Here is a 24,610-nt window from a genome sequence, read left to right as displayed (position 1 = left end):
TTGCTAAAAAACTACGGATTATTGTATTTGTTGAAATATAAAATAACTGCTAAATATTTATCAAATTTTAAACCAATTTTTTACCAAATTTTAAATAAAATAAAGCAATACATAACGAATAAATAATTTCAATAAAAAACAGCAAAAAGCCACCAGGAATTGGTGGCTTATATTGAAAAATCGAAAAAAAAGTGCCTTTTAGCTTAAAATAATTCTTTTCGGATAATATTCTGACTTCTCTCCGGGCCCACGGAAACCAAATAAACATTGATTCCTAAATAATCCTCGATAAATTCGATATATTTTTTCGCGTTGTTTGGAAGTTCATCGTAAGTTCTTGCGTGGGAAATATCTTCATCCCAACCTTCCAATTCTTCATAAATCGGTTCGTAATTATAAAGCTTTGTGGTGGAAGAAGTGAAATAATCGATGATCTTACCGTCTTCGGTTTTATATTTTGTCGCGATTTTCAAAGAAGAAATCCCGGAAAGCACATCGAGTTTGGTAATTACAAGATTGTTAATTCCGTTAATCATTGTAGCGTGCTTTAATGAAACCAAATCGAGCCAGCCAGTTCTTCTTGGTCTTCCAGTAGTCGCACCAAATTCTTGCCCTACTTTGCGCATTTTTTCTCCAAGTTCATCATTCAGTTCCGTTGGAAAAGGTCCGTTACCAACTCGCGTAGTATATGCTTTTGCAACACCGATTAAGTTCTGAAGGCTTGTCGGCGGCACACCTGCGCCTGTGCAAACTCCGCCAGTAGAAGGCGATGACGACGTTACGTAAGGATAAGTACCGAAATCAATATCAAGCATTAAAGCCTGCGCGCCTTCAAACAATATATTTTTACCTTCGTGGATTGCCTGATTTAATTCAACTTCGGTATCTACAATTCTATGTTTTAATTTCTGACCGATTTCCAGGAATTCTTTATAAATTTCTTCGAACTCAATGCCTGGTTTTTCGAAATATTTTTCAAAAAGTGAATTTTTAATTTTAAGGTTTTTGCGGATTTTTTCGGCTAAAACTTCAGGATTCAGCAAATCCACCATCCGGATTCCGACGCGAGCAATTTTATCTTCATAACAAGGCCCGATTCCTTTTTTTGTGGTCCCGATTTGTGTTCCACCTTCTTCCTCTTCGCGGTAAGTATCCAGCAAAATATGGTAAGGCATAATTACGTGTGCTCTGCGGCTGATAAAAACGTGGTCGGTGCGCATTCCTTTCTCTTCAATCTGGGAAATTTCGTGCATGAAAGCTTTTGGGTTTACCACCACTCCGTTTGCGATGATGCATTTGCCCGGACATTGTAAAACCCCGGACGGAAGAAGGTGCAAGACAAATTTTTCCTCTCCGGCGTATACAGTATGTCCCGCATTATCACCTCCCTGGAAGCGCACCACGTAATCGGATTTTGCCGAAAGTACGTCCGTAATTTTACCTTTGCCTTCATCACCATACTGAAGACCAACCACAACGTAAGTTGCCATATTTTTACTTTTTTTAGATTGCTACAAAAATAGATTTAATAATAAAGGTGAACAAATTTAATGGCGCTATTTCGGCAGAAACGCTGTAATTGAATGCATTTAGAAAACTTACGTTTCGAATAAATTCCGTAAATTTGCGCTTTAAAAATCAAATGAAAGTAGTAAAAGTTCACGATAAAGAATTCGTACCCTATCTTACTCATGATGAAATACAAACCATCATTAAAGATCTCGCTTTAAAGGTTTACGAGGATTACAAAGATGAAACGCCTGTTTTCATTGGAGTTTTAAACGGTGTGATCATGTTTTTTTCCGATTTTTTAAAGCATTATCCGGGAAAATGTGAAATCGCTTTCATCCAGATGAGTTCATACTCCGGCACCACTTCTACCGGAATTGTCTATAAAAAAATGGACCTGACCAAAGAAGTTGAAGGCCGACACATCATCCTTATGGAAGATATTGTGGACACCGGGAATACGATTGAAAGTTTATTTGAATATTTTAAAAATACGCAGCGCCCAAAATCTTTACGTATTGCTTCGCTTTTACTGAAACCCGATGTATATAAAAAGGAATTTAAAATTGACTATGTGGCAAAGGAAATTCCGAACAAATTCGTCCTTGGCTATGGTCTTGATTACGATGAATTGGGTAGAAATCTTCCGGATTTATATCAACTGGCAGAAGGAAGAATCAATCACTAATATAATCTGATAAAATGATAAACATCGTTCTCTTTGGTCCTCCCGGAAGCGGAAAAGGTACACAAGCGCAGAATTTAATTGAAAAATTTAACCTGAAGCAAATTTCAACCGGCGATCTTTTCCGGTACAATATGAAAAATGATACGGCTTTAGGTACCTTGGCAAAATCGTATATTGAAAAAGGTGAGCTCGTTCCAGATCAGGTAACCATCGATATGCTGATTGATGAATTAAACAAACCGTGCGACGCAGAAGGATATATTTTTGATGGTTTCCCACGCACCGCAACACAAACCGAAGCGCTTGAAACCATTGTAAAAGAAGTCTTAAACAGTTCCATCGATATTTGTCTTTCGCTTGTGGTAGATGATGAAATTTTAGTAGAAAGACTGCTAAAAAGAGGCGAAACAAGCGGTAGAAAAGATGATTCCAACAAAGAGATTATTGCAAACAGAATCGCTGAATATTATTCTAAAACTGCCGAAGTTGCAGAATTGTACAAAGAACAGGGAAAATATGTGGAAATAAACGGAGTTGGTGATATTTCCGAAATTTCCGAAAAACTTTTTGCCGAAGTGACAAAACTGAAAAATAAATCCTCAGTGCAGGATTAAGGATTTAAAATCTTACTTAAAGATTTAGTCCGGCTAGAAAACAAACACAAAATGTCAAATTTCGTAGATTACGTAAAAATCCATTGTAAAAGTGGTCACGGCGGCGCAGGTTCCGCACACCTTAACCGGGAAAAATATGTTCCAAAAGGCGGTCCCGATGGTGGAGATGGCGGCCGCGGCGGTCACATTATCCTACGAGGTGATTCCCACGAGTGGACTTTACTTCCGCTGCGTTATACCCGACATATTAAAGCTGAACGCGGCGTTAACGGAAGCAAAAACCAACTTACCGGAGCTTACGGTGAAGATGTTTACATCGATGTTCCTTTGGGAACCATTGCAAAAAATGAAGAAGGTGAAATAATTGCTGAAATCATGGAGCATGGGCAGGAAATTATCATCATGCACGGCGGTAAAGGCGGCAAAGGAAATGAGCATTTTAAATCCTCCACCAACCAAACTCCTCGCTACGCGCAACCCGGATTGCCCGGCGAAGAAGGTTACGTTACTTTTGAATTGAAACTTTTGGCAGATGTAGGCTTGGTTGGATTTCCCAATGCTGGGAAATCGACTTTATTGGCAGCAGTTTCCGCAGCAAAACCAAAAATTGCAGATTATGCCTTCACCACTTTAACACCAAATTTAGGAATTGTAGATTACCGGAACTACAAATCTTTCGTAATGGCAGATATTCCCGGAATTATCGAAGGAGCTGCCGAAGGAAAAGGTTTAGGACACCGCTTTTTAAGACATATCGAGCGAAATTCCATTCTTTTATTTTTAATTCCGGCTGATTCTGAAGATCATTTTCAGGAATTTAAAATTTTAGAAAACGAGCTTAAAGAATACAATCCGGAGCTTGTAGATAAAGATTACATCATTTCGGTTTCAAAAGCTGATTTGCTTGATGACGAACTTAAAACCGAAATTTTAAAGGAATTTCCGGAAAATCGACAACCGATTTTCTTTTCCGCGGTCACGCAGGAAGGTTTGATGGAACTGAAAGATGCCATCTGGAAAAAATTACACGGTTAAACGGCATTTTTTTTAAAAATACAGACTTGCATCGCGCAGGTCTTTTTTTTTTGGAATAATAGTTGAGTTTCCACCAAAAACACTTTATGAAATACCTTTTCAGTCTGCTTTCACTTTTATTTTTAACAACCTGTACTTCGCGAAAAAATACCGAATATATGACCATTAAGTATGAAAGCGGCGCGTGTTTCGGTTTTTGTCCGATTTATAAAATGACAATTAATGCCGACAGATCAGCAATTTTCGAGGCTGAAAGATTTAATTTTTCGCGGGATACAGATTCGCAGGAAAATGAAGGAAATTTTAAAGGAACAATTGATGCGGAAAAATATTCAGAGTTGATGGAAAAATTCGCCGCTTTAAAGGCAAAAAATCTGAAAAATTTCTACGGCAATAAAAACGTGACCGATTTACCAACTGCTTATTTAACGATAACTTACCCGGACGGAACAGTGAAAAAAATTGAAGATTATGGAAAGCACGGCACACCGCAACTGCAAAAGTTGTATGAGTTTTTCGATAGTTTAAGAACCAGCGAAACCTGGTCTAAAATTGAATAATTCCCAAATAATCGCTGCTAAAAATATTTAAACTATATTTGCACCACCAAATTCCTTCCTCGCGGAAGGATTTTTTATGGACGTAGTCATTCTTAATGAATCCGCTTTCCTGCGGAACTGAAAACTCTAAAAGTTTTTTACTTCATTTTCTTCGTCACATACCAAAAGAATGACACGAGTTTCATTTTAATTAAAAACATTTCATTTGAATTTTTCCGACTTAAACTTAATTGATCCTATCGCAAAAGCGCTTCAGGAAGAAGGTTACACACAACCAACACCCATTCAGCAAAAATCAATTCCGCATATTTTACAGGGCAAAGATCTGCTTGGTACCGCACAAACCGGAACCGGAAAAACTGCAGCATTTGCAATTCCGATTTTACAAAATTTGGCGCAAAAGCAGCAAAAAAATAATAATATCAAAGTGCTGATTCTTACGCCAACGCGCGAATTAGCAATACAGATCGACGAAAGTTTTAAATCCTACGGAAGACACCTAAGATTGCGACATCTTGTCGTTTTTGGTGGTGTAAAGCAGGGCGCACAGGAAACTGCACTTCGTCGTGGTGTTGACATTTTGGTGGCTACACCAGGACGTTTATTGGATTTTATTTCACAAGGTATTATTTCATTAAAACATCTTGAAGTTTTTGTTTTAGACGAAGCCGACAGAATGCTGGACATGGGATTTGTTCACGATGTAAAGCGCATTATCAAATTGCTTCCGGCAAAAAGACAAACTTTGTTTTTCTCCGCGACTTTTCCCGAAGAAATTAATAAACTCGCAAACTCCATGCTGACAAATCCTGTGCAGGTTGAAGTTGCGCCGGTTTCCGCAACGGCAGACACCATTCAGCAGAAAGTGTATTTTGTCGATAAAAATGACAAGCTGGAACTTTTAACGCATATCCTTCAGCAGGATATTAAAGAATCTGTTCTGGTTTTCTCACGCACCAAACACGGCGCCGATAAAATTGCAAGAAAACTGCAAAGTCATAAAATTTCTGCGGAAGCCATTCACGGAAATAAATCGCAAAATCAAAGACAAAACGCGCTGACCAACTTTAAATCAGGGAAAACCCGAATTTTGGTCGCAACCGACATCGCCGCGCGCGGAATTGATATCGATGACTTGAAATATGTCGTAAACTTTGAATTATCCGATGTTTCCGAAACCTATGTTCACCGAATTGGCAGAACCGGAAGAGCAGGCGCGGAAGGAAGTTCAATTTCCTTTGTTGATGGTTTGGATCTTTTGAACCTGAAAAACACGGAAAAACTCATCGGTAAGAAAATTCCGGTGGAAAAAAATCATCCGTTTCACACCGATAATTTGGTGGTAGAAAAAAGAGATTCCAACAATAAACCTTTCCGTCCGAGAACTCAGGCTCCTGCAAATAACAGCCACAGTAAAAAGCCGAATAACAAAAGCAATTTTACGCGGAACAGATAGAAATTTTCAAAAATAAAAACCGGCTTTTTCACCTGTTAAAAGCCGGTTTTTTTTGATTTTAAATGAAATTTATGCAAACAACTTTTCTGCGTTTTCGGTTGTAATTCGGTCAATTTCGGAGAAATCTTTGTTGTAAATATTCACCAGTTTTCCTACAACCAAATCGAGGTAAGAACTTTCGTTTCTTTTTCCGCGGTGCGGCACTGGCGCGAGAAAGGGCGAATCTGTTTCGAGCACAATTTTATCTAGAGGAATTTCGCCCAAAAACTGGTCAATTTTTCCGTTTTTAAAAGTTACTACTCCACCGATACCGAGAAGGAAATTAAGGTCAATTGCCTGTTTTGCCTGTTCCAGAGTTCCGGAAAAGCAGTGAAAAATTCCGCGTAATTTAGGGTGTTTTTTACGATTTAGCACTTCGAAAGTTTCAGCAAAACTTTCGCGCGTGTGGATGACAATTGGTAAATCTTTTTCAATTGCCCAGTCGATCTGCTGCTCGAAAGCTTTTACCTGAACATCCAGCGTGTTTTTGTCCCAATACAAATCAATTCCGATTTCGCCAATTGCGGCGAATTCTCGTTGGTTCAGGTATTTATACACCGCTTCCAGTTCTTCTTCCCAATTTTCGTTTTTCACATAACACGGATGAAGTCCCATCATCGAAAAAATTTTTCCGGGAAATTCTGCTTCTAAATTGAGCATTTTTTCGTGAGTTTCAGAATTAATCGCTGGCAGATAAAATTTAGAAACACCTTTTTTCAGCGCTCTGTCAATCATTTCATTTCGATCTTCATCGAATTCTTCAGAATATAGGTGAGTGTGTGTATCGATCATAATAGTAGTTGTCAGTTGTCAGTTGTCAGTTGTCAGTTGTCAGTTGTCAGTTGTCAGAAAAATACAAAATAGTACTGTACTTATTTTTTAAGAGATTTAATTAAGCCGGTGATTATTTTGGAGATTTCAGTGACGTCATTGAGAAGAATCTGTTGCTTTTCAATAGTTAGATATTTTAATCGAAGCGATAAATACAACATTGATTTCACCTCGCTTGCAGAACCTAAGGAAAAGTACAGAAAACGAACAAATTCCGCATTGCTGCTGCGGTCGAAACCTTCCGCGATATTATTTGACATCGAAACACTTGCACGGCAAATCTGGTTTCGAAAGTCCCAATCCTTTAAATCGCCAAAAGCATCATAAATTTCACCAGCAAATATTTGCGACTTTTGCCATGCAATAATATCTTCGAATTTCAGAATATGCATACCGTCTTTTTCTGATTACTGATTACTGATTACTGACCACTAATTACTGACTATTGATTAAAAATCTTATGCTTCACTTTAGTTTGCTGTGCTGCAATTTTTTGATTGAGCTTTTCCAAAAATTCCTGGTATTTTGGGTTCTTTTTGTCGGAATTTCTGTGACTTAAAGCTTTATTTATTTTGAAATTTTCTTCCACAAAATCCATGGTTTCATCGGAAAAATAAGCATTTCCGAATTTTTCCCAAATATAATTGATAGCTTGAGTATTCGGGTGAATCAAATCTTCTTTGTAAAAACGGTAATCGCGCAAATCATCCATTAAAATCTCGTAAACCGGCAAATAGTGACAATTTTCAAACTGCGGTAAAATTTCGTGAATCGCCGTGATGAGTTTCGCTTTGCTTAAACTGTTTTCAGCCAAACCGTCTTTGGTGTGCCGAACCGGCGAAACCGTAAATAAAATCTGAACATTCGGCTTCGCGATATCTTTTAAATTCACAATGGTTTCGTAAATAGAATCCGTCAATTCCAGATGCGTGAGCAACCTTTTCTCGAAATATTTTCCGGGAATTTTGTGGCAATTAGCAACTAATTTTTTTTTCGGCAGAAATTCATAGATAAATGAAGTTCCGTACGTTATCAGCACCCAATTTGTATTTTGCAGAAATTGGTTTCCGGCTTCAATCTGCGAGTTTATTTTGTCTAAAGTCTGGTGTAAAAACCGCGAATTGAACGAAGTGTGATGATCAAGCGAAATCACCTCTTCATTAAAACTAATTAAATCTTCTTCGGAATAAAATCGGGCATCGTGCAACCTTTTTATCGAATTATTTATGGAAAACGGATTAAAAATCGTCCCGAACGGATTGTTGAATGTCTGAATTTGACCGGTCTGCAGCAAATCGTTTATTTCCGTGGCAAAACAGGAACCTATTGAAAACACCTGGTCTTCAATTTCTATTTTTGTTTCGGAATTTTGGATTTCTACTTCTGTGCGGAATTTCATTTTGCTAAATCTTAAAAATTAGGTGTTTTAAGCGGTAATTTTTGAATTTACATTTTAGCTTTCGCGGCGTAAAAGATAATTTGCCAGTTCGATGAACGGTTTTTTCTTCGCGTCGGTTACGCTGATTTTATTTAAATATTCCTGCGCCAGTTCATTGTGTTTTTGAATCAGTTGCAAGGCTTTTTCATCAACTTTTGTACGACGGAAAATCTTTTCAACGCTGTAAACTTTATCAATATTATCGGTTTTTTTCGAATACCAGAATTCCAGTTCTTTTCGTTCTTCTTCAGTCCCGTGTTCTTTGGCAAGAAGATAAAGAACTGTTTTTTTATTTTCGTAAATATCGCCGGCGTGCTGTTTCCCGATTTGTTCCTGATTTCCGAAAACATCCAGATAATCATCCATAATCTGGAAAGCTATCCCGACATGTTTCCCGAAATTGAAAATAGCTTTTGCATCTTTAAAATCTGCACCGGCGATTAATGCGCCGATTTCAAACGAAGAAGCGCTTAAAATCCCGGTTTTATAAGAAATCATCCGAATGTAATCGTTGAAGGTTACCTCTTCCTGAGTTTCAAAATTAATATCGTATTGCTGTCCTTCGCACAGAAGCAATCCGGTGTGGATAAAAACGCGCATACACGCTTTGTACAAATGCGGTTCAAGATTTTCGAAAAACTTCAGCGCTTTGAACATTAATGCATCACCGGACAAAATTCCGACGTTTATTCCATGCAAAGTATGAATGGTAGGTTTCCCGCGGCGCAGCGGCGCTTCATCCATAATGTCATCATGAATCAAGGTGAAATTATGGAAAAACTCGATTGCTAAAGCAGGCTTCAGGGCTTTTTTTAAATCGCCATCGAACATTTCACAAGCCATTAAAACCATCATGGGGCGCAACCTTTTGCCACCGTGCGAAATGATATAATTCATCGGTTCGTAAAGCTCTTCAGGTTTATCTTTGAAAATATATTTTTCAATAGCATTCGCGACCATCGCCTGATATTCATCTAAAAACTGCATAAAATTCTTCTTTGTGCAAAAATACAATTTAAAATAATTCTTTGCTTATTAAAATGCCAACAAAAAAGCCACTTCGGATGAAGCGGCTTGTAACATTTATTTAAAATTTTTAGCTGACGAAAGTAACGATCAGATAAGTTATTCCTGCCACGAAAGCTGAAATTGGAATGGTTAAAATCCACGCCCAAAGCAAGCTTACGGTAATTCCCCAGCGAACTGCGGAAACTCGTTTTGTAACGCCAACACCGATAATTGAACCGGTAATGGTGTGCGTTGTAGAAACCGGAATACCGAAATGTTCCGAAATGAAAAGCGTAATTGCACCGGCAGTTTCCGCGGCAACACCTTCCAATGGCGTAACTTTGGTAATTCTGGTTCCCATAGTTTTCACGATTTTCCAACCACCGCTCATGGTTCCCAAAGCAATCATTAAAAATGAGGTAAAAGGCACCCAGAAATAATGTTCTACGAAATAATTAAACTGGTGTGTGCTGTCTAAGTTCAAATATGCCGGATCCTGCAAAGTTTGCGTGTGGTGGTAGATTACCGCCGCACCGATGATCCCCATTACTTTTTGCGCGTCATTGGTACCGTGTCCCAAGCTGAAAAGTGCCGAAGATGCCAACTGTAGCTTTTTGAAAACGTTGTCCGCTTTACGTGGACTGGCCTTTTTAGAAACATTTACGATGAATAGTGTAATTAAAATCGAGATGACTCCACCAATCATTGGTGCTAAAAATATAAAGAGGAAAATCGGAATTACTTTGTCATATTTCACCACATTCTGGGTAAACAGCTGCTTAAATGCGAGCATCAGGTTATCCCAGAATCCCAAACCAGGATTGGCAAGCGCGACCGCATCATAATCTGAAACCAACGCAAACATAAGCGCTGCGCCGAGAAATCCACCGATCAACGTATGTGAAGACGAAGACGGAATGCCAAACCACCAGGTTAGCAAATTCCAAAAAATTGCCGCAATTAACCCGGAAAAAATCACTTCAAGATTGATGAAATTTTCGTTCACCGACTTCGCAATTGTATTACCTATTTTAAATTCACCGATAACATAAGCGGCCAGGAAAAAAGCAGCAAAGTTCCAGACTGCAGCCCAAAGAACCGCCTGAAACGGCGTTAAAACTTTGGTTGAAACGATGGTCGCGATTGAATTCGCAGCATCGTGAAAACCATTGATGTAATCAAAAATTAAAGCTAAAACAATGATGATTACAAGTAGAATTGGTAAATCCATTCTTTATTATTAAAATTTAGGGAATAGACTAAGCGTATTTAATTAAAATACTGTCAATCGTATTTGCAACATCCTCTGCTTTATCGGTCACTATTTCCAGATATTCAAAAACAGATTTTACTTTAATAATGGTAATCGCATCATTGGTTTCAAACAATTTTACAATTCCCTGGCTCAGGACATCGTCTGCGATGTTTTCAAAGGAGTTAATTTTAATACAAGATTCTTTCACCGCTTTCGGATCTCTGAAATCATTTAGGTTTTTAATTGCGTTCTGAACTTCTAGACACGATTTGTAAATCAAAAGCGTAAATTCTGTATAAGCCGGATCAAGTGGCGCTTTATAAAGGTAAATGTATTTTGCTGATGCGTACATATAATCGGCAATATCATCTAAACCGCTTGCCAAATGGCTGATATCTTCGCGGTCAAATGGCGTGATGAAATTCTCGCCCAACTGCACGAAAATTTCGTGGGTTAAATCGTCCATACGGTGTTCGTAATCGCTCATGTGCTGCAACATCGTGTCGTCATTGATATCGAAATCCAGCAAACTTTCATGAAATTCTTTTGACATGGCAACAAGTTCTGCCGCTACTTTTTCGAAGAGTACAAAAAACACTTTGTCTTTTGGCTGGAACATTTTAAAAATATTTCCGATTCCCATTTTATTTCGTTTAGAGATTAGTTTTGCAAATTTCGGAAAAAGACTGATACGATGTACCTTTTTATATTAAGTTTCCTTAACATTGAAATTATAATTTAAAACAAAAAAAACCAGCTGCAGAGCAACTGGTTTTCATTATAATTTTAAGCGGAATTATTTCGATTCTTCTGCGCGCAGCTCTTTACCTTTAAATTTCTGCGTTTCCAAACCTTTCAAAACTTCATCTTTATAAGATTTTTCTACTTCAAAGAAGGAGAATTTTTCTAAAATTTCAATATCACCGATGTCTGGTCTTTTTTTCGATTTTGTCGTCGCTTTATTAATAATTTCCAACATATCGATTTTTTTCAGATGATCTCTTTTTCCGAGATTAAAGAAAAAACGCACCATATCGCCGTTATTTTTTCGCGGCTTTCTTTCCTTGAATTCACGGTTTCCACCATCACGGTCTCTGCTAAATTCACGACTTCCGCCGTCTCTGTTTGAAGAAAAACGGTTTCCACCATCTCTTTTGTCACCACCACGATCGCGGTCGCGGCCTCTTCCGTCGCGGTCTCCTCTGCCACGGTCACGGCCTCTATCGCTGCCACGGTCATCGCTGTTGAATTTAATCTCCAGCAAATCGTCTTTATCTTTATAATATAGCGCCATATCTCTCAACTGCAGCTGCAACATTTGGTGCACCAATTCTTCTTTTGTAAAAGCAGATAAATCTGGGATTAATTCATTATCAAATTCTACCAAATTTTCGTGCTCGGTAAAGAGTTTTTCGAAAACGCCGGCAACCTGTGCTTCGATAATCGTTTTTCCTGTCGGAATTTTCTTCTCTACGATTTCAATTTTCGTAGATTGTTTAATCTGCTTTAATTTTCTTGATTCTTCCGGTTTAATCAAAGCAATTGAAATTCCGTCTTTTCCGGCACGGCCAGTTCTACCACTTCGGTGAACAAAAACTTCCGGATCATCAGGCAACGAAAAGTGAATTACGTGAGTCAGTGAATTCACATCCAAACCTCGCGCAGCAACATCAGTCGCCACCAAAATATCGATGTTTTTCAGTCGGAATTTTTTCATAACCGTGTCGCGCTGCGCCTGTGACAAATCACCATGAAGCGCATCTGCAGCATAACCGTTCTGCATCAAAAAATCTGCGACTTCCTGAGTTTCCATTCTGGTTCGGCAAAAGATAATTGAATATTGATTCGGATTTGCATCGATCAATCTTTTCAGGGCTTCTTTTTTATTGCGGTAACCTACCACGTAAAATTCGTGCTTGATGTTTTTCTTCACCTCATTCAACGATCCCACAACAATACGGTGCGGATCGGTCAAATAGTTTTTAGAAATTCTTTCAACTTCTCTGTTCATCGTTGCCGAGAAAAGGAAAGTTTGTTTTGTATCAGGCGTCTCGCGTAAGATTGTTTCCAAATCATCTTTGAAACCCATTGATAACATTTCATCAGCTTCATCAAGAATCATCCATCTGATTTCCGAGAAATCAAGTGCTTTTCTGTTGATCAAATCGATAACACGTCCCGGAGTTCCCACCACAATTTGTGGTTTGTCCCGCAACGATCTGATCTGATCAGTGATACTGCTTCCACCATAAACCGCTGTAGTTTTGATGTTTCGCATGTATTTCGAATAATTAGTAATGTCTTTGGTAATTTGCAAACAAAGTTCTCTGGTTGGACAAAGCACCAATAATTGGATTTTGCGACTCCCGTCGTCAATCATATCCAAAATCGGAAGCGTAAAAGCTGCTGTTTTGCCTGTTCCCGTCTGCGCAAGTGCGATAAGATCGCGTATATCTGTAGAGATAAAAGGAATAGTCTGTTTTTGGATTTCTGTTGGGCTCACAAAGCCCAGTTCGCCAATTGCCTTCAAGATTTCAGGACTTAAATTGGTCTCCGTAAATAAATTCATGTAAAAGATCGTCTATAAATTGGGTGCAAAGATACGTTTTTAAAATTGATAATATTAGCGCGCTTTTCTTCAATTTTCAATAATTGAAAAAATTGGGCGTTTTAGCGGCTATTTTTTTTATTAATTTTAAAGATTAAAATTCATCATGAAATCGCTTAAAAGTTCCACCCTCAGTTTTTTAAATTTATTAAAGCTAAATAACAACCGCGACTGGTTTAATGAAAATAAAGAACTTTACCTGAAAGCCAAAGAAAACGTGGTTGATTTTGTCGATGAACTCATCACGGAAATTGGTGAATTTGATGAAGACATCTTGAAAATTGACGCGAACAAAGCCTTGTTCCGAATTTATCGCGACACGCGATTTTCACAAAATAAACAACCATACAAAACCAATTTCGGCATTAGTTTAGGAATGGGAAAAGGTAAAAAAGCCGGTTATTATTTACACATCGAGCCGGGAAAATCTTTTCTTGCCGGCGGGGTTTACCAACCGGAATCAGCGGTATTAAAAGAAATTAGAAAAAATATCGAGCTAAATGACCAGATTTTTCAAAATATTCTGGAAGAAGAAACTTTCCGAAATAATTTCCGCGGCTTGAGTGTAGAAAGCAAACTGAAAAGAATTCCGACCGGTTTTGAAAAAGACCATCCAATGGCAGAATTTCTGAAACTGAAAAGTTTCACCGTAAGTCATCCGGTTTCCGATGAAGTTTTGATGAAAACCGGCGCCGCGAAAAACTTTGCTAAAGTTTACAAAGCCATGAAACCTTTAAACGATTTTTTGGGCGAACCTTTTCAATAAAATAAGTTTTTAGAAAAACAAAAAAATCTGCCTAAACAGCACCGAATTTTTATTAAATAAATACCAAATTAAAAGCGGAAAAATATCCGCTTTTTTTTTTACTTTTTCAGTTCATCAATTTTTTTCTGAATATCAGGATCGTTCGGGCTGATTGCGTAATATTTTGCAATTTTTCCTGTTTGGTCGATGACCATAAAACGCGGCACCCAATTCAAATCGATGTAATTATTGAAATTATTTTTCCAGCCCTCATCAAACCAATAATTTTCTTCGCCAATAATCTCATACTTTTCTAAACCGCGTTTCCATTGCTCATGCGAACGGTCAAGCGAAAAATAAACGAAATCAATTTTGGGATTTTTTTCCTTTAATTCTTTCGTAGATGGCAAAGCCAAAATGCAGTCACGACACCAGCTTGCCCAAAAATCGATAATTAAAATTCTGCCTTCATGTTTTTTCAGGATTTCTGCAATCTGCAATTTTTTGCCGTCTAAAGCGGTAATTTTTTGCGCTAAAGCTTCTTTTGAAAACTCAGTTTTGCTGGTGGTCGGAACTTTTTGACCAAAAAGCGACACTGAAACAAGTATGCTTAAAACTGTTATTTTTAATTTCATTTTTTGTATTCTAAAACTTTTTAGTTTTTAATTATTTTAAATTTTCTCAAATAAGACAATGGTAAAATCAGTATTTATTTTTGCTGAATTACCTTTAGAAACCACGGTTGTTTTCCCGGAATATGCGTCGCGTAATTTGGTTCCCGCAGGAAAAATTCCGCCCAAATTCACCATTTTTTCACCTTTTGGCAAATCCAATCCAACTACAACTTTATCGGTGAAATTGTCTTTCGTAAAACTTCTGGAAAACCAATACTGCGCGCTATTTCCTAAATTTTTGTGAACGCCCGCTCCCACCGCCAGATGATTCGCCCGGAATTTCCCTAATTTCTGGTAATGTTCTTCGAGTTTTTGCGTCGCCGCATTATTTTGCAAATCATTCCAGTTCATATTGCTTCTCAAAGTAGCGTCGCCTTCAGCGCCTTCAATTGTTAAATCGCGTGCGCTTTCATCACCATAATAAATTTGGGAAATTCCCGGTGTTAAAAGTAGTTTTGTGGCTGCTTCGAAGGTTCTTTTTCGATCTTTATCGAAAGGCGAACCGTCGTCATGCGAAGTAAGGTAATTCATGACTGTTTTTCCGTTCAGATCGCCGTTCAGCAAATTTGAATAATTTGAGAAAAGTTCTTCGTAGGGTTTATTGGCGTCGCCTTTAAAATCAAAATTGATTAATGATTTGAAGCCATTTTGATAATAATTCACTTTTTTATCGCCAAAATTATAATCCTGCTTTTGGGAAATTCCGTAACCGTAAACTTCGCCAACGGTGAAAAATAAGTTGTTATCCAGCACTTTTTCCGGATTTTTTCTTTTGTAAATATCAAAAGCTTCCTGACAAACTTTCTGGAAATCTTTCCAGACATCTTCGTTCGTGTGTTTTACTGTATCTACGCGATAACCGTCGATCCCGAAAGTTTCCACATAATCCGCCAGCCATTTCATAATATAATATTTCGGCGCACGCGGATAGCCCGTGCGCGCAAAAAATTCGTCAAGCGATTTCATTTCTGCCTCATATCTCCCCTCTTTTTTCCATTTTTCAACCAACATTTGCGGCAGTTCCGCCGGTTGGTCAGATTCGGTTAAAATATCCGGAAGGTTGGCGACCAAAGTACAGGCCGTCGTATTTTGATAATTATTGTAGGTACAGGTTGGCGAAGTTCGAACCCAGGAATTTGGGTAAGCCGCGTCAACTGTTGTTACCGGTCCGGTGTGGTTGATTACGGCATCTAAAACAATTCGAATACCTTTTTTATGCGCTTTTTCAACCAATTCCTGCAAATCTGCTTTTGTACCGAAATTCGGATCAAGCGCGGTCCAGTCTTTTGCCCAATAGCCGTGAAAACCGTACGTTTTTCCCGTTCCCTCATCTGTCGCACCGTGAATTTGCTCCACAAGCGGCGTCATCCAAATGGCGTTTACACCTAAGTCAGTAAAGTAATTTTCATCAATTTTCTGGATAATTCCGCGTAAATCTCCTCCCTCAAAACCGCGTAAAACAGCAGCTTTTTCTGTGCGATTAAAATTCACATCATTGTCCGGATTTCCATTTTTAAAACGGTCGGTCAGCAGAAAATATACATTGGCGCCTTCCCAGACAAATGGTTTTTCGCTGGTATTTTTCAGCGCAGAACATGAACTTAAAAGGCCAATCAGCAGTAAAAATAAATATTTTTTCATTGTATTTTTTTAACGTTTAAATAAGAAAAAGTGGCATTTTAGCAGGTATTTTTCCAATCTTTAAAAATAAAGTAATTGCCCGTAACCACGAAATATTCTGTGGCAAGTCTTCCATTTTAACAAATATTTAACATATTTTACTATATTTGTTTTTTGCTTTTGAAAATGCAGTTAATGCCGCAAACATTTTTTTTCAGTTTAATAACATTTGGTTCTCACCAAAAATTCATCGCAAAAGCGCTGCTCATAGGCAATTTCACCACTCAAAATAGAATGAAACGATGAGCGTAGTTGCCAGGCAAGGATTTAAATATTCTTTGATTGGATATTTCGGTTTTTTACTCGGAACCATTTCCGCGATTTTCGTTTTTCCGTATGACATGGAATTTTACGGAAAACTACGCTACATTATGCCGACCGCAGAAATGCTTTTACCCGTCGTGGTTTTCGGACTTTCTTTCTCAAATGTTAAATTTTTTCTGCAGGCTAAAAAAGCGGGTAAAAATCAAAATTTGCTCTCACTTTCGCTCGTCGGGATTGTAATTAACTTTCTAATTTTTAGCCTCTTTTTCTTTCTTTTTTTCCAATTTTTCCCTGGTTTTAAAACGCTGGAACTTTGGAAGATGAAACGGCTCATTTTGCCGCTCATTTTAATAATGGCGCTTTCCGCGGTTTTCAATAAATATATCACCAATTTTAAGCGGATTGTTGTTCCGAATATTTTCGAAAATCTTTTCCCAAAAATCGCAAATTTAGGGGCTTTTGTTCTCTTCTTCTTTTTAGGAATTTCCGAAAAAGGCGCTTACGGTTTTTTTATCGGAATGTTTATTTTATCCTTTGTGGGCTATTTTTTTTACGCCAATAAGCTTGAAAAATTTACACCGGATTTTAGCAAAGATTATATTCGCAAAGACCATTTGTGGAAAGAAATCCTGAATTACAGCTTCTACGGATTTCTCGGAAACATCGGAAATTACATCGCTTTCCGCGTTGATAATTTCATGATCGGCGAATTTTTAAACTTCGAAGAAAACGGCGTCTATAGCATTATTTTATCGATTTTGTCCTTTATTTTAATTCCGCAAATGGGAATTTTCAATATTTCAGCGCCGATTATCAATAAAAATATTTCCGACAACGCTTTCGAGGAATTGGACCGTTTTCATAAAAAAACATCACTGACCTTATTCTTTTTAGGAGCGGTTTTATTTTCCTGCATTCTCGTTGGCTTCCCGTATTTAAGCAACTTTATCAAAAACGGCGAGCAGCTTCGTCAGGCCGAACCGGTCGTTTGGATTTTAGGTTTCGCGATGGTTTTCGATCTTGCTACCGGCTTCAACGGACACATCATTTCGCTCTCGAAATACTATCGTTTCAACATTGTGGTGATGCTGTTTTTAGCGATTACCACCATTGTTTTAAACTACCTTTTCCTCACAAAAACCGAATTGGGAATCATCGGTATCGCAATGGCAACGGCTATTTCGCTCACTTTATTTAACTTGATAAAAATCTATTTTAATTACGTAAAATTCAATGTTTTTCCGCTAACCATCGAAATGATGTACGTTTTTATCATCTGCACACTGGCGAGCACCGTTGCGATTATTTTACCGGAAACCGACAGCAATTTCCTGAACTTGATGTACAAACCCGGCTTTGTCCTGATGGTTATTTTCGGCGCGAATCACGTCATGAAAATTTTCCCGCTCGAAGAGTATCTGAACGCCAGATTTTTCCGCAGTGTTTTTAAGTTTTAAAGTAAAGAATTTAAAACTTTTTCCAGATCCGCGGCCACTTTTTCGCGGTTGAATTCTCTTTGAAAATCGAAAAAATCTGCCATTTTAAAGCCGAAAATTTTCTCCAGCGAATCATCATTTTTAATGAATTCAAACTTCGATTGATAATATTCCGGGAAGAAAGCAACTTTTCCAAACTTAATTGCGTCGCCAATATTTCCGCTCATTTTGGTTTCGCCGTAGATTTCGCGGTTGCTGAAAAATTCCGTTTCGCGCTGAATCGGACACCACAAAACATCAGCTTTCCGCATCCATTCATCAAAAATATTTTGCGGAACTTTTCCGGTGAAATAGTGAAGTGAAATATATTCTGTTTTTGTCTTTTCAAAGTTTTGAATCCAGGAAAGTTCTTCATTTTCCGCTTTTCCGAGAAAAATAATTTCCAGCTTTTGCTTTGAATTATTATCAGAAAATTTGCCCAATTCACCCAATATTTTTTTATAATCGCGCCGCTTTTGCGAAACCGCTCCTGGGATAACAATGGTGAACTTTTCAGCCTTTAAATCATCATATTTTTTTGTAAAAAAAACGGGTAAAAAGACCGAATTTTTTTGAATTAAATTTTGGTCCAAAACCAGCAGTTTTTTTGCATTTCTAAAGACTTCCGGCGCAGAAAACAAACCTTCCTTTGAAGCTAATTTTAGCCGGTATTTGACGTCTTTTTCAAAGATATTTATTAGCAGCTGAAAAGGCGAAATTTTCGTAAAATTCACGTTATGAACAACGATCGCCGCGTTGAAATTCGCCGCGATTGCATTAAACAAATTAAAATACCGATGTACCGTTCCGATGATGACCAAATCGTACTTTTTCTCTTTTAAACTTCTTAAAAGCTCATCAATTTTAACGACAAAAATATGCGAATCGTTTTTGCCAATTAGCTTGAAAATTTTTTCGGAAAAGTAAAAATCCACCGAAAATTCACTGGAATCCTGCATCAGATCCATAAAGTTTCGCGCAATTTCAGCGTGCGTATCAAGCTCGATATAAGCGATTTTTTTCAAAGCTTTTAGAAAACTTTTTTACCGTTGCTGAAGGTTTCCAGAACTTTTGTTTCCAGAATTTTAACTTCCGGAACGGTCATTAAATCCTGATCAACGATGATGAAATCTGCAGATTTTCCGGCTTCCAGACTTCCAATTTCATTCTCCTGAAAAGCTGCTTTTGCCGCCCAAATTGTCATTCCGCGTAGCGCCTGCTCGCGCGTCAACGCGTTTTCAGGCTGAAATCCAGTCGCTGGAAAATGTTCAGCATCTTTTCGCGCCACCGCGGAATAAAACGTTTTCAGCGGACTGATTTCTTCCACTGGAAAATCGGTACCCAGCGGCAGCCAACCGTTTTGCTTCAATAAATCTTCATACGCGTACGAAAATTTCAACCTTTCTTTTCCCAAACGGTCTTCAGCCCAATACATGTCGGAAGTCGCGTGTGTCGGCTGCACAGAAGGAATTACGGAATATTTTCCAAACAGCGCGAAATCATTTTTATCGACAACCTGTGCATGCTCAATTCGCCATCTTCGGTCATTTTTTGCGCCTAAAACTTCACCATAAATCTGAAGAATTACGCGGTTTGCGGAATCTCCAATTGCGTGCGTCGCCATTTGCAGATTGCTGTTTTTAAGCTTTTTCGCTAACGCGCGGAAATGTTCCTGGTCGCTTAACAGAAATCCTTTCCAGCCTTTTTTATCGGAATAATCGTGGATCAAGCAGGCGCCGCGCGAACCAAGCGCGCCGTCCGAATACACTTTAAAACCACCAACAGTAATATTTTGGTTGCTGTAACGTCCTTTTTTTACCCAACGGTCGTAATAATTGGGATTGTCTTCCAGCAAAGCAAAAACTTTCATTTGTAAAGCGTTTTGCGACTGCGCCTTTTCAAGAAGTTCAAGTGTCTTTTCGGTAATTCCGCAATCGTGCACCGAAGTTAAACCGTAAGAAAAGCACTCTTTCTGCAACTCATCAAAATATTGGATTGCCATTTCGTCTTCAATAGCCGGAATATGTTTTTCAACCAAATCCATGGCGTTATCCACCAAAATTCCTGTTAATTTGCCGTTTTTTCGCTCAATTTCTCCGCCGGTAATTTTAGTTTTTACAGTAACTCCGGCAATATCCAAAGCTTTTTGGTTTACAACCGCCGCGTGACCGTCAATTCTTTTCAGGAAAACCGGACGATCGGGAAATAGCTGGTCGAGTTTTTCTTTAGTTGGAAATTCTTTCATCGCCCAATCGTTTTGATCCCAACCGCGGCCGTAAATCCATTCTCGTGGTGCAGTTTTAGCATATTCCGTGATTCTGCCAACGATTTCGTCCCAGGATTTTGTGCCCCATAGCTGGCTTTTCCATTTATCAGTCGCAAAACCAGTAAAATGACAGTGCGCATCAATTAAACCCGGGAATACAATTTTTCCTCGTAAATCCTGTGTTTTTGCTGATTTATAATTCTTTAAAATTTCTGCAGATTTACCGACAGCAAGGATTTTTCCGTTTGAAATCGCCATGGCTTCCGCGATATCAAACTTGTCGTTTACAGTATAAATTTTCGCATTTGTGATGATTAAATCTGCATTTTTTTGTGCTGAAAACAACAGCGAAAAAAATACCGCGCTAAAAAATATAATTTTTTTCATTTTTATTTTCTTTGAAATATTTGGTTCCAACGTAATTTTCTGATGTATTTTATTTCCTCCTCCGAGAGGCTTTTTTTTCCTTTTTGCTTTAAAAAAGAATTTAAAGTGGTGAAAAATTCGGAAACCGATTTGTTCTTATAAGCTGATTTTCCGGAAGAAATTATGGTCAAAGGCAAATTTAAACCAATATTGTAGAAATATTCGCCCAGTTTTTCAGCTTTTTGGTTTTTATACTGAAATGCGGTGGGCCGCAGATGTTTCACCCACAAATCTTTGATTGTAAAAGTTTCCCAGCCGTTTTTTTTCGCGAGCATCACATCGATATTGTCCCAACCTAACACCGGCCGCAAACCGTTCATTTGCTGAAAACATTCTTTCCGATAGGATTTTATCGGTCCGCGGACATGATTTTTTGAAGACAGATTTTCAAATTTCCACTGATGTTTTTCATCTTTAAAATCAAAAGCCAAAGCGATTTCAAATACCGCCTTTTTAATTTTCACCAAGCCCGAAGCCATTCCCACTTTCGGGTGTGTTTCATAAACTTTGTTGATTCTCAGCAGATAATCTGCAGGAAAAACAATATCCGCATCGAATTTGCAGATTATCTCAAAATCGTTGATATCAACGCTGTCCAGACCGTTATTAAAAGTGCGCACCACTTTTGCGCCTGGTTCGTGTTGTGATTTTTCTAAGTTTAAAAGCTTAAAATTTTCCTTTTGCTGAATAAATTCCTGCACGATTTCTCGCGTTTTGTCGGTGGAACCGTCGTTCACGACCACGCAGAAAAAATCCCGGAAAATCTGTTTTTCCAGTGATTTCAGGGTGAAAAGAATATTTTTCTCTTCGTTGTGCGTGGGAATTACAATCAGAAATCTCATTTACTTCGCCATTTCGTCGTCCCACTCTCTGATGGTGACTTTGGTGTAATGACCTTCCGCAGCGAAAGGGTCGCGGCTTACAAATTCTTCAGCAGAATTTCTGTCTACGAAAATCGCCATGGCACCTTCACCCGGATTTGTAAAAACACCGATGCCGAGGACTTTTCCGGCTTTTACAAACTCATCTTCCACCGCCTGATGACGCGGAAAAGCTTCCATAAACTGCTCCATATTGGATTCCGGATTTTCATAAAGAACTACTGCTTTCATAATTTCAGAATTTAAATTTGAAGAATTTATTTACTTTTTATAATCAAAAAATTCCGTGCTTTAAGCTCGAAAATTCAATTTTAATGTGCTTCCAGCCAGTTATCGCCCACGCCAACTTCCACCAAAAGCGGCACGCTGGTTTGGTAGGCATTTTCCATTTCGTTTTTAATTAAAGCCGTCACAGTTTCCAGCTCGTCTTCCGGAGCTTCAAAAACAAGCTCATCGTGAACCTGCAGCAACATTCTGGTTTTCAGATTTTGATTCTTAAGTTCTTCGTGGATTTTAATCATCGCTAATTTAATGACATCGGCAGCGCTGCCCTGAATTGGCGCGTTCACCGCATTTCTTTCAGCGTGTGCTTTTACCACAAAATTAGCGGAATTGATGTCTTTTAAATGTCGTTTACGATTCAGAATCGTTTCCACATAACCCATTTCCTGCGCTTTTACAACCTGTCCGCCCATGTATTTTTTTAAGTTCGGATAAGTTTCAAAATATGATTCTATCATTTCCTTGGCTTCCTTGCGGGAAAGTCCGGTTTGCTCCGCCAAAGCAAATGCGCCCTGACCGTACAGGATTCCGAAATTCACCGTTTTTGCCTGTGAACGCTGCGTTTTGGTGACTTCTTCCAACGGAATACCAAATAATTTGGAAGCGGTTGAAGCATGAATATCTTCACCGTCCTTGAACGCTTTAATCATATTTTCTTCCTCGGAAATCGCTGCAATTAAGCGCAATTCGATCTGAGAATAATCCGCTGCAATAATCTTGTTTCCGGGATTGGCGACAAAAGCGCCACGAATTTGCTGTCCGCGCACCGTCCGGATCGGAATGTTCTGGAGATTTGGGTTTACACTTGCCAATCGTCCTGTTGCGGCCGTAGTCTGCGAAAAATTGGTGTGTACCCGGTTATCATCTTTGTCAATTTGCAAAGGCAAAGCATCGACATAAGTGGATTTTAATTTCTGGTAAGTTCGGTGTTCTAATATATGTGGAATTATTTCGTGCTTCGCGGCAAGTTTTTGCAAAATATCCTCGGAGGTTGCGTACTGACCGGATTTTGTTTTTTTAGCTTTCGGGTCAAGCTGCATTTTTTCGAATAAAACTTCGCCCAACTGTTTCGGTGAGTTCATGTTAAATTCTTCACCCGACATTTCAAAAATCGTTTTTTCGAGGATTCGCAAATCGTTTTCAAGGTCTTTACTTTCCTGCTCCAGCCAATCTTTATCGAGTGAAATTCCCGCAAGTTCCATATCCGCCAGGACTTTCATCAAAGGCATTTCCACTTTAAAAAATAAATCTTCGAGATTTTCTTTTTTCAGCTGTGGTGCGAAAAGTTGGTAAAGCTGAAAGGTCAGATCAGCATCTTCAGCAGCGTATTGCGTTTGTTCTTCAATTGAAAGCGAATCGAAACTTCCCTGATTTTTACCTTTTTTTCCGATTAAAGACTCCAGCAAAATCGGTTTGTAATTCAGGAACATTTCCGCCAGATAATCCATGGTGTGGCGCCCGTCCGGATTCAGCAAATAATGCGCAATCATCGTATCGAAAATAGCGCCTTTCACCGAAATACCGTACAGTTCCAGAATTTTATAATCTTCTTTCAGATGATGCGCGATTTTTAAAATTTCTTCTTTTTCGAAAAAAGGCCGGAAAATTTCCAAAGTTTCCAACGCTTCGTCGCGGTTTTTCGAAAGCGGAACATAATACGCAAGACCTTTTCGATAGGAAAAACTGATGCCGATGATTTCTGCTTCCATTTCGTTGAGCGAAGAAATTTCAACATCAAAAGCAACTGCTTTTTGTGCCACCAAATTTTTTGCGAGCAAATACTGCCCTTTTTCCAAATTTATATATTGGTATAAATGATCATTATCCGCAGCTGTTTCTTTGGTGGTCATCGCCTCATTCAATTCTTCGAAATTCGCGAATAAATCCAGCTGCAGGGACTGTTCTCCACTTTTTTGCGTTTTTGCCTGAACGGGACTAATGCTTTGCGTCTCAAATTCGGTTTTTGGAGCGAAAGCGCGGTAGAGATTTTCGTATAAACGTCGGAATTCTATTTCATCGAAAACTTCTTTAACTTTTTCAAAATCAGGCTCTTCCAAATCATATTGTTCTTCATGAAAATCAATGGGCGCGTCGCAAATAATGGTAGCTAATTTTTTGGAAAGAATACCGCGTTCCGCAGAATTTTCAACTTTTTCTCTAATTTTACCCTTTAAATCTGCCGTATTTGCGAGAAGATTTTCGATGCTGCCGTATTCTTTCAGGAATTTTTTAGCCGTTTTCTCACCAACACCTTCCAAACCGGGAATATTATCAACGGCGTCGCCCATCATCGCGAGAAAATCGATGACCTGTTTCGGATCTTCGATTTCGTATTTCGCTTTTACTTCTTCAACGCCCAGAATTTCAAATTCCGCGCCTTTTAAACCCGGTTTATAGATTTTAATATTTTCGGTAACGCATTGTGCAAAATCTTTATCCGGCGTTACCATAAAGATCTGATAACCTTCTTTTTCAGCTTTGCAGGCGATGGTTCCGATGACGTCATCTGCTTCATAACCTTCCAGACCAAGAATCGGCACATGCATGGCTTCGAGAATGCGGTGAATATAAGGAATCGCGGTTTTTATGGCTTCCGGCGTTTCGTTTCGGTTGGCTTTATATTCGGCAAAATCATTGGTGCGGACACTTGCCTGACCAACATCAAAAACCACGGCTAAATGCGAAGGTCTTTCGCGCCGGATAAGTTCAATTAAAGAATTGGTAAAACCAAAAATTGCGGAAGTATCCTGGCCTTTGCTTGTAATACGCGGACTGCGTATCAGCGCGTAATAGCCGCGAAAAATCATCGCGTAAGCATCAATGAGGAAAAGCCTTTTATCGTTATTTTCTGACATAAAAGCAAAGATAGGAAAAAG

The 24,610-nt window shown here is 38.6% G+C and carries 22 protein-coding genes; 7 read left to right on the top strand and 15 right to left on the bottom strand.

The genetic code is table 11. The annotated features are described in order from the left end of the window. Positions 1–203 precede the first annotated feature (203 nt). Positions 204–1,490 (bottom strand): adenylosuccinate synthase, encoded by a 1,287-nt coding sequence (locus OA84_RS06425; protein WP_039343950.1) that lies wholly within the window; start codon positions 1,488–1,490, stop codon positions 204–206. A 152-nt stretch (positions 1,491–1,642) separates the two neighbouring features. On the opposite strand from OA84_RS06425, the gene OA84_RS06420 reads away from it, so the two are divergent. The 5 genes from OA84_RS06420 (at position 1,643) to OA84_RS06400 (ending at position 5,862) form a co-directional block, all read left to right on the top strand. Continuing rightward, positions 1,643–2,197, top strand: a complete 555-nt coding sequence (locus tag OA84_RS06420; protein ID WP_039343948.1) for a phosphoribosyltransferase — start codon at positions 1,643–1,645, stop codon at positions 2,195–2,197. Positions 2,198–2,211: 14 nt separating this feature from the next. Further along, positions 2,212–2,811, top strand: coding sequence for an adenylate kinase (locus OA84_RS06415; protein WP_039343946.1), 600 nt, complete (start codon positions 2,212–2,214; stop codon positions 2,809–2,811). A gap of 51 nt (positions 2,812–2,862) precedes the next feature. Further along, positions 2,863–3,846 (top strand): GTPase ObgE, encoded by a 984-nt coding sequence (gene obgE, locus OA84_RS06410; protein WP_039343943.1) that lies wholly within the window; start codon positions 2,863–2,865, stop codon positions 3,844–3,846. Positions 3,847–3,932: 86 nt separating this feature from the next. Continuing rightward, positions 3,933–4,406: a DUF6438 domain-containing protein gene (locus OA84_RS06405; RefSeq protein WP_039343941.1), complete on the top strand. Its 474-nt coding sequence runs from the start codon at positions 3,933–3,935 to the stop codon at positions 4,404–4,406. A gap of 205 nt (positions 4,407–4,611) precedes the next feature. Continuing rightward, a complete protein-coding gene (locus tag OA84_RS06400) occupies positions 4,612–5,862 on the top strand; it encodes a DEAD/DEAH box helicase (RefSeq protein WP_039343939.1) in 1,251 nt (416 codons plus the stop codon). Positions 5,863–5,931: 69 nt separating this feature from the next. Here the strand turns inward: OA84_RS06400 and OA84_RS06395 are convergent, their stop codons facing one another. The 7 genes from OA84_RS06395 to OA84_RS06365 all read right to left on the bottom strand — a co-directional run bounded on the left by OA84_RS06395 (position 5,932) and on the right by OA84_RS06365 (position 13,002). Beyond that, complete coding sequence (locus tag OA84_RS06395) at positions 5,932–6,693, bottom strand: TatD family hydrolase (RefSeq protein ID WP_039343937.1); 762 nt, start codon at positions 6,691–6,693, stop codon at positions 5,932–5,934. An 80-nt stretch (positions 6,694–6,773) separates the two neighbouring features. After that, positions 6,774–7,124 (bottom strand): four helix bundle protein, encoded by a 351-nt coding sequence (locus tag OA84_RS06390; protein WP_039343935.1) that lies wholly within the window; start codon positions 7,122–7,124, stop codon positions 6,774–6,776. Positions 7,125–7,174: 50 nt separating this feature from the next. Beyond that, complete coding sequence (locus tag OA84_RS06385; RefSeq protein WP_039343933.1) at positions 7,175–8,131, bottom strand: GSCFA domain-containing protein; 957 nt, start codon at positions 8,129–8,131, stop codon at positions 7,175–7,177. 54 nt (positions 8,132–8,185) lie between these two features. Next, positions 8,186–9,157, bottom strand: a complete 972-nt coding sequence (locus OA84_RS06380) for a polyprenyl synthetase family protein (protein ID WP_039343930.1) — start codon at positions 9,155–9,157, stop codon at positions 8,186–8,188. Between the two features lie 109 nt (positions 9,158–9,266). Further along, a complete protein-coding gene (locus OA84_RS06375) occupies positions 9,267–10,409 on the bottom strand; it encodes an inorganic phosphate transporter (RefSeq protein WP_039343928.1) in 1,143 nt (380 codons plus the stop codon). Between the two features lie 28 nt (positions 10,410–10,437). Next, positions 10,438–11,076 carry a DUF47 domain-containing protein gene (locus OA84_RS06370; protein WP_039343926.1) on the bottom strand — a complete coding sequence of 213 codons (639 nt, stop codon included), beginning with the start codon at positions 11,074–11,076 and terminating at the stop codon, positions 10,438–10,440. 153 nt (positions 11,077–11,229) lie between these two features. Further along, complete coding sequence (locus OA84_RS06365; protein WP_039343924.1) at positions 11,230–13,002, bottom strand: DEAD/DEAH box helicase; 1,773 nt, start codon at positions 13,000–13,002, stop codon at positions 11,230–11,232. A gap of 145 nt (positions 13,003–13,147) precedes the next feature. On the opposite strand from OA84_RS06365, the gene OA84_RS06360 reads away from it, so the two are divergent. Beyond that, positions 13,148–13,807 carry a DUF2461 domain-containing protein gene (locus tag OA84_RS06360; protein WP_039343923.1) on the top strand — a complete coding sequence of 220 codons (660 nt, stop codon included), beginning with the start codon at positions 13,148–13,150 and terminating at the stop codon, positions 13,805–13,807. Positions 13,808–13,905: 98 nt separating this feature from the next. Here OA84_RS06360 and OA84_RS06355 read toward each other — a convergent pair whose 3' ends face one another. Continuing rightward, the gene (locus tag OA84_RS06355; protein WP_039343921.1) at positions 13,906–14,421 is read right to left on the bottom strand and encodes a TlpA family protein disulfide reductase; all 516 of its coding nucleotides are present in this window, start codon (positions 14,419–14,421) and stop codon (positions 13,906–13,908) included. Between the two features lie 36 nt (positions 14,422–14,457). Next, positions 14,458–16,101: an alpha-amylase family glycosyl hydrolase gene (locus OA84_RS06350; RefSeq protein ID WP_039343919.1), complete on the bottom strand. Its 1,644-nt coding sequence runs from the start codon at positions 16,099–16,101 to the stop codon at positions 14,458–14,460. Positions 16,102–16,382: 281 nt separating this feature from the next. Between OA84_RS06350 and OA84_RS06345 the strand changes: the two genes are divergently transcribed. Then, positions 16,383–17,861 (top strand): lipopolysaccharide biosynthesis protein, encoded by a 1,479-nt coding sequence (locus OA84_RS06345; RefSeq protein WP_039343918.1) that lies wholly within the window; start codon positions 16,383–16,385, stop codon positions 17,859–17,861. Here the strand turns inward: OA84_RS06345 and OA84_RS06340 are convergent. The 5 genes from OA84_RS06340 to polA all read right to left on the bottom strand — a co-directional run bounded on the left by OA84_RS06340 (position 17,858) and on the right by polA (position 24,589). Then, positions 17,858–18,904: a hypothetical protein gene (locus OA84_RS06340; protein ID WP_039343917.1), complete on the bottom strand. Its 1,047-nt coding sequence runs from the start codon at positions 18,902–18,904 to the stop codon at positions 17,858–17,860. The two genes, OA84_RS06345 and OA84_RS06340, sit on opposite strands and share 4 nt — an antisense overlap. A gap of 5 nt (positions 18,905–18,909) precedes the next feature. Beyond that, entirely contained in the window at positions 18,910–20,532 is a 1,623-nt protein-coding gene (locus OA84_RS06335; RefSeq protein WP_039343916.1) for an amidohydrolase, read from the bottom strand. A gap of 2 nt (positions 20,533–20,534) precedes the next feature. Beyond that, on the bottom strand, positions 20,535–21,413 hold the full coding sequence (locus tag OA84_RS06330) for a glycosyltransferase family 2 protein (RefSeq protein ID WP_039343914.1): 879 nt from the start codon (positions 21,411–21,413) through the stop codon (positions 20,535–20,537). Continuing rightward, a complete protein-coding gene (locus OA84_RS06325) occupies positions 21,414–21,683 on the bottom strand; it encodes a YciI family protein (RefSeq protein ID WP_039343913.1) in 270 nt (89 codons plus the stop codon). Between the two features lie 80 nt (positions 21,684–21,763). Continuing rightward, a complete protein-coding gene (gene polA, locus OA84_RS06320; RefSeq protein ID WP_039343910.1) occupies positions 21,764–24,589 on the bottom strand; it encodes a DNA polymerase I in 2,826 nt (941 codons plus the stop codon). Positions 24,590–24,610: the final 21 nt, after the last annotated feature.

It is taken from the genome of Kaistella solincola, assembly GCF_000812875.1.
Classification (GTDB): Bacteria; Bacteroidota; Bacteroidia; order Flavobacteriales; family Weeksellaceae; genus Kaistella; species Kaistella solincola.
Note: the sequence above shows the minus strand (reverse complement) of the source record. Positions and strands in the feature narration are given on the sequence as shown.

What these genes read in the sequence shown, in the direction of transcription:
- OA84_RS06370 (WP_039343926.1), bottom strand. Translation starts at nt 11,076, where the DNA reads ATGGGAATCGGAAATATTTTTAAAATGTTCCAGCCAAAAGACAAAGTG.
- OA84_RS06420 (WP_039343948.1), top strand. Translation starts at nt 1,643, where the DNA reads ATGAAAGTAGTAAAAGTTCACGATAAAGAATTCGTACCCTATCTTACT.
- OA84_RS06380 (WP_039343930.1), bottom strand. Translation starts at nt 9,157, where the DNA reads ATGCAGTTTTTAGATGAATATCAGGCGATGGTCGCGAATGCTATTGAA.
- OA84_RS06375 (WP_039343928.1), bottom strand. Translation starts at nt 10,409, where the DNA reads ATGGATTTACCAATTCTACTTGTAATCATCATTGTTTTAGCTTTAATT.
- OA84_RS06415 (WP_039343946.1), top strand. Translation starts at nt 2,212, where the DNA reads ATGATAAACATCGTTCTCTTTGGTCCTCCCGGAAGCGGAAAAGGTACA.
- polA (WP_039343910.1), bottom strand. Translation starts at nt 24,589, where the DNA reads ATGTCAGAAAATAACGATAAAAGGCTTTTCCTCATTGATGCTTACGCG.
- OA84_RS06395 (WP_039343937.1), bottom strand. Translation starts at nt 6,693, where the DNA reads ATGATCGATACACACACTCACCTATATTCTGAAGAATTCGATGAAGAT.
- OA84_RS06385 (WP_039343933.1), bottom strand. Translation starts at nt 8,131, where the DNA reads ATGAAATTCCGCACAGAAGTAGAAATCCAAAATTCCGAAACAAAAATA.
- OA84_RS06425 (WP_039343950.1), bottom strand. Translation starts at nt 1,490, where the DNA reads ATGGCAACTTACGTTGTGGTTGGTCTTCAGTATGGTGATGAAGGCAAA.
- obgE (WP_039343943.1), top strand. Translation starts at nt 2,863, where the DNA reads ATGTCAAATTTCGTAGATTACGTAAAAATCCATTGTAAAAGTGGTCAC.
- OA84_RS06330 (WP_039343914.1), bottom strand. Translation starts at nt 21,413, where the DNA reads ATGAGATTTCTGATTGTAATTCCCACGCACAACGAAGAGAAAAATATT.
- OA84_RS06405 (WP_039343941.1), top strand. Translation starts at nt 3,933, where the DNA reads ATGAAATACCTTTTCAGTCTGCTTTCACTTTTATTTTTAACAACCTGT.
- OA84_RS06325 (WP_039343913.1), bottom strand. Translation starts at nt 21,683, where the DNA reads ATGAAAGCAGTAGTTCTTTATGAAAATCCGGAATCCAATATGGAGCAG.
- OA84_RS06350 (WP_039343919.1), bottom strand. Translation starts at nt 16,101, where the DNA reads ATGAAAAAATATTTATTTTTACTGCTGATTGGCCTTTTAAGTTCATGT.
- OA84_RS06355 (WP_039343921.1), bottom strand. Translation starts at nt 14,421, where the DNA reads ATGAAATTAAAAATAACAGTTTTAAGCATACTTGTTTCAGTGTCGCTT.
- OA84_RS06335 (WP_039343916.1), bottom strand. Translation starts at nt 20,532, where the DNA reads ATGAAAAAAATTATATTTTTTAGCGCGGTATTTTTTTCGCTGTTGTTT.
- OA84_RS06360 (WP_039343923.1), top strand. Translation starts at nt 13,148, where the DNA reads ATGAAATCGCTTAAAAGTTCCACCCTCAGTTTTTTAAATTTATTAAAG.
- OA84_RS06365 (WP_039343924.1), bottom strand. Translation starts at nt 13,002, where the DNA reads ATGAATTTATTTACGGAGACCAATTTAAGTCCTGAAATCTTGAAGGCA.
- OA84_RS06390 (WP_039343935.1), bottom strand. Translation starts at nt 7,124, where the DNA reads ATGCATATTCTGAAATTCGAAGATATTATTGCATGGCAAAAGTCGCAA.
- OA84_RS06345 (WP_039343918.1), top strand. Translation starts at nt 16,383, where the DNA reads ATGAGCGTAGTTGCCAGGCAAGGATTTAAATATTCTTTGATTGGATAT.